The following is a 3,591-nucleotide window of genomic DNA, read 5'->3' on the forward strand; positions in this document are numbered from 1 at the left end:
ATCATTTAATTTAGTGCCAGAGTTTGAAAAAAACTTAATCCCATTGTCGTAATAAGGGTTGTGGGAGGCACTGATCACCACCCCGGCATCGGCGCGAAATGTCGACGCCAAATACGCCACCGCAGGTGTTGGCATTGGGCCAATCAACGCCACATTCACACCCGCCGCTGAAAATCCCGCCTCCATTGCCGACTCAAGCATATAGCCACTAATACGGGTATCTTTACCAATCAACACTTCTTTAGTGCCAGTGGACGCCAGCACAGTGCCAGCCGCCCAACCTAACTTCATCGCAAAATCAGGCGTTATAGGGAATGTACCCACCTTGCCACGCACACCATCGGTACCAAAATACTTCCTAGACATACTGCATCCTTAAAAACCTCATAAACGAAAAAAGCCAAATCAAACCTGATTTGGCTTTTTAAAAATGACTTAAACTAAGAAACCAAATTAACTACTTTAGCTTTAACATCAATAGGTTTAGACGATTTCTTTTGTTGCCAGACTAAATCGCAAATACCATCTGTTGGTGCAAACCCCGTCGGGGCCGAGAGCAAAATTTCACGGATCGCCTCATGGTTAAACTCATGGCAAGCTTTATCTAAACGATTAAGAATTTGCTCTAATTGGGTCCAGGGTAGAAATATCTCATGAGCCGTCATAATACGCTCATGGTCTGTCCCTGTTACATCATCACCAATCAGCAATTCTTCATAGAGTTTTTCACCAGGGCGTAGGCCACTAAACTCAATGGCAATATCGCCATGTGGATGATCTTCATCTTTAACCTCAAAACCACTGAGACGGATCATTTTAGCCGCCAGATCAACAATTTTGACTGACTTGCCCATATCAAGCACAAACACATCGCCACCCTTACCCATTGCCCCTGCTTGAATAACCAGCTGGGATGCTTCGGGAATGGTCATAAAAAAGCGGGTGATTTCAGGATGAGTTACAGTAACAGGGCCACCTGTTCTGGTCCAATTCCATTGGACACTTAATGTTGAGACAGTATGGTCAATAAATTAAGAGGTCGTACTACAACCGACTTGTCATAAAGCACGTAAAGCAGTTAATCTTTGGTAGATGGCGTGCATTTGGCCCAGAAGGAGACAATTATGTCTTTAAAAAATAGTTCGACAACAGCTCAACGTAAAGCAGATGGTATTCGTCGCCTTATCGCTGCACGTGAAGCGGCTAAGCAAGCAGGGACTCTTCGCCAAGTTTCTGCTGCATCACGTTAACGGCAAACGCCAGTGATACCATGCTGGCGTAATTTCTTGCTAACTTATCAACCGGGGGCAATGATTGACAAATAAGTCACTAAACATAATCTTCAACCTAATATGACAGACACCTATGCATGCGTACGTGTCTGTTCTCATTTTAGCGTAGCGGTATGCTTAGTAAGTGTCTCTCGATTGCTTCAATCATCGACTTGGTAAGTGGTAAATGCGCTTTTTCTCTCGCCCAAACCTCATGAAAGCCTGTTACGGTTTGCTTGGCGGTATCTAACACCAACTTTTCTGGCAGCATGGTCCTAGCGGCTAAGTGTGACAACTCATCCAACGTGAAATCGCTGAATTTTTTGCTACGGCTAACCTTGAGCGACGCACTATCATCAGGGATATAGGGAATGGTTGAAACAAAGTCATAAGCAGGTGCAATCGATGCGGTGCGTTTGTCTTTATAAATCACAGACCAATTTTTCAAATGCATATCGGCATTGCCAATTAACGTATTGAACACTAACCTACGCGTAAATTCTGCGATGTCCTCATCTTGACCTTCGATACCAATAACCTGAGCAATATTCCGCATACTGGCTTTTTTGTATTTATCTTGAGGATAGACACCAAAAACTTGCGCAAAGTCCTCAATATGTACAGCTTGACCATCAACACGGTCAAAGCGTTTTATCGCAAAGGCCTGAGCATTTTTAAAAGAATTGCCATATTTGCCGACGCCTTCTGGAATATTGGCAATCTGGTCAATAGAAAGTAGCTGAGTCTCTGGTACCTCCATTCCCAACATTCGAGCCAATTCCATCATCGAATATTCATTTTCTGGCACAGCCTCAAATCGAGACGACGGCAATTTCACAATCCAAGAGCCACCTTTACCCGTAGCAGGAATGGTCAAACCGCCGTTTACTTGTTGTAAAGCTGAAAACTTCAACTGCACACCCGCCAATGAAAAACGCATTGGCGCTTCAACTTTCGTATCACCTTCAATGTCTTGATGCACATTAGGTGGCAGCGCTTCACCATCGGCCGGTTCAACCGTGATCGCACCGGCTAAATCCTGCCCTAGCACCCACAGTAGAAAAAATTCCCGCGCAGGGTTCACACCGGCACGCTCTGCCAGGTAATGGCGCATGGTTTCTTCTGGCAAAAGATTAGAGAAAAACGGGGTTAACTTGGTTTGGGTAGGTTTGAAATTGGTCAGTAAGCCACCTAGCGGATCTTTAAAACCAAGCCCTAACACGGGCCGTGAACCATCATTAATGTATGAATCCATAAAGGCAAATAGCGTTCTGTCATTACCCACATTAGTGATCGTTGCGATGGGTTCACCATAGAGCAAAACGTTTAACGTAGAGACATTATTAGTCATCGTCGTCTTCCTCTAACTGGTATGCTGGCGACATTGGCTCACTTTCATCACTAAGACCGTTATTATGAGTCGCGTTACTACTTCGAATGATCGACTTAATTGCAGGAACAGTCTTTCTAGGTGCGACAAATAACTCTAGGTCGAGTACGCGGGCAAGTGCGATCAAACTGGACATTCTTAAATCAACGTCACCAGACTCAATTTTCGATATATGGCTTTGCGGTACACCCGAACGAGCGCTCAGCTCTCTTTGGCTAAACCCCTTACGTATCCGAGCGTCTCGAAGGCTCCCTAATATCTGCTCTGTTACATAGTTCATTTCAATATGTCTTAATGTATCACTAAATAAAAATTATATATAAAAACATATCACTCTAACCAAAAGAACACAAGATCGATTAGTTATTGCACATCAACAAAGGTATAGCGATATATTATTATAGATAAAACATAACGCGCTCACTTGCTGTAAACAGGTGGCCAATGGACAGTATTAGAATAGCTTACAAAATACCTCGTTTTTAAGGATCGAGTCTTTAGTCACATTCGCTCGGTGCGATCCCGCTTCATCAGGACCACACCATCACCCGTTGAAGCATGGTTCTGAGACACGCAACAGGCTTGGCAGGTAAAGAGTCTGACCTCTTCCGCTTTACTCTAAAGCATAGTCTATTTTTCTGTACTTTTATTGGAGTGCTCACAATACTCCAAGCATATATAGTCCTGAAGGATCCCCTCATAAATCAGCCATAGCATAGCCATATTTGAGCAACTGATTGGCGAATAATACCCAGGCCGCCAGCAATTCTTTCTCCGTGATTTGATAATCAGGCCGCCTGAGTACCTCCAATCCCAAGCGAATCGTTGAGAGTACCGTTCGATGCCCAATGGTATTGGCCTGAAAATGCTTATCCCAGCCCTGTTGCTGTGCGTGTAAACCAACTAGCCACAACAGGCATTGAACCATCA

General features: G+C 44.2%; 4 protein-coding genes and 3 pseudogenes. 2 read left to right on the forward strand and 5 right to left on the reverse strand.

Annotated features, from left to right (window positions below; genetic code table 11):
- Positions 1–366: pseudogene (gene glmM / locus L5M38_RS23805) on the reverse strand (phosphoglucosamine mutase); the annotation flags it as partial.
- 74 nt (positions 367–440) lie between these two features.
- Positions 441–983: pseudogene (locus L5M38_RS23810) on the reverse strand (polysaccharide biosynthesis protein); the annotation flags it as partial.
- A 141-nt stretch (positions 984–1,124) separates the two neighbouring features.
- Here L5M38_RS23810 and L5M38_RS23815 point away from each other — a divergent pair.
- Positions 1,125–1,250 (forward strand): hypothetical protein, encoded by a 126-nt coding sequence (locus L5M38_RS23815; RefSeq protein ID WP_263180516.1) that lies wholly within the window; start codon positions 1,125–1,127, stop codon positions 1,248–1,250.
- A gap of 142 nt (positions 1,251–1,392) precedes the next feature.
- Here L5M38_RS23815 and L5M38_RS23820 read toward each other — a convergent pair whose 3' ends face one another.
- Together L5M38_RS23820 and L5M38_RS23825 are read right to left on the reverse strand one after the other, a co-directional pair.
- Positions 1,393–2,622 carry a type II toxin-antitoxin system HipA family toxin gene (locus L5M38_RS23820; protein WP_263180517.1) on the reverse strand — a complete coding sequence of 410 codons (1,230 nt, stop codon included), beginning with the start codon at positions 2,620–2,622 and terminating at the stop codon, positions 1,393–1,395.
- Positions 2,615–2,941 (reverse strand): helix-turn-helix domain-containing protein, encoded by a 327-nt coding sequence (locus L5M38_RS23825; protein WP_014610910.1) that lies wholly within the window; start codon positions 2,939–2,941, stop codon positions 2,615–2,617. The genes L5M38_RS23820 and L5M38_RS23825 overlap by 8 nt, the downstream gene beginning before the upstream one ends.
- Before the next feature lie 278 nt (positions 2,942–3,219).
- Here L5M38_RS23825 and L5M38_RS23830 point away from each other — a divergent pair, with 278 nt between their 5' ends.
- A complete protein-coding gene (locus tag L5M38_RS23830) occupies positions 3,220–3,375 on the forward strand; it encodes an L-lactate permease (protein ID WP_411569317.1) in 156 nt (51 codons plus the stop codon).
- Here the strand turns inward: L5M38_RS23830 and L5M38_RS23835 are convergent.
- A pseudogene (locus tag L5M38_RS23835) lies at positions 3,359–3,591 on the reverse strand (IS4 family transposase); the annotation flags it as partial. The gene L5M38_RS23830 and the pseudogene L5M38_RS23835 sit on opposite strands and share 17 nt — an antisense overlap.

Source organism: Shewanella sp. SM101, from assembly GCF_025654465.1.
GTDB lineage: Bacteria > Pseudomonadota > Gammaproteobacteria > Enterobacterales > Shewanellaceae > Shewanella > Shewanella oncorhynchi.

What these genes read in the sequence shown, in the direction of transcription:
- L5M38_RS23815 (WP_263180516.1), top strand. Translation starts at nt 1,125, where the DNA reads ATGTCTTTAAAAAATAGTTCGACAACAGCTCAACGTAAAGCAGATGGT.
- L5M38_RS23820 (WP_263180517.1), bottom strand. Translation starts at nt 2,622, where the DNA reads ATGACTAATAATGTCTCTACGTTAAACGTTTTGCTCTATGGTGAACCC.
- L5M38_RS23825 (WP_014610910.1), bottom strand. Translation starts at nt 2,941, where the DNA reads ATGAACTATGTAACAGAGCAGATATTAGGGAGCCTTCGAGACGCTCGG.
- L5M38_RS23830 (WP_411569317.1), top strand. Translation starts at nt 3,220, where the DNA reads ATGGTTCTGAGACACGCAACAGGCTTGGCAGGTAAAGAGTCTGACCTC.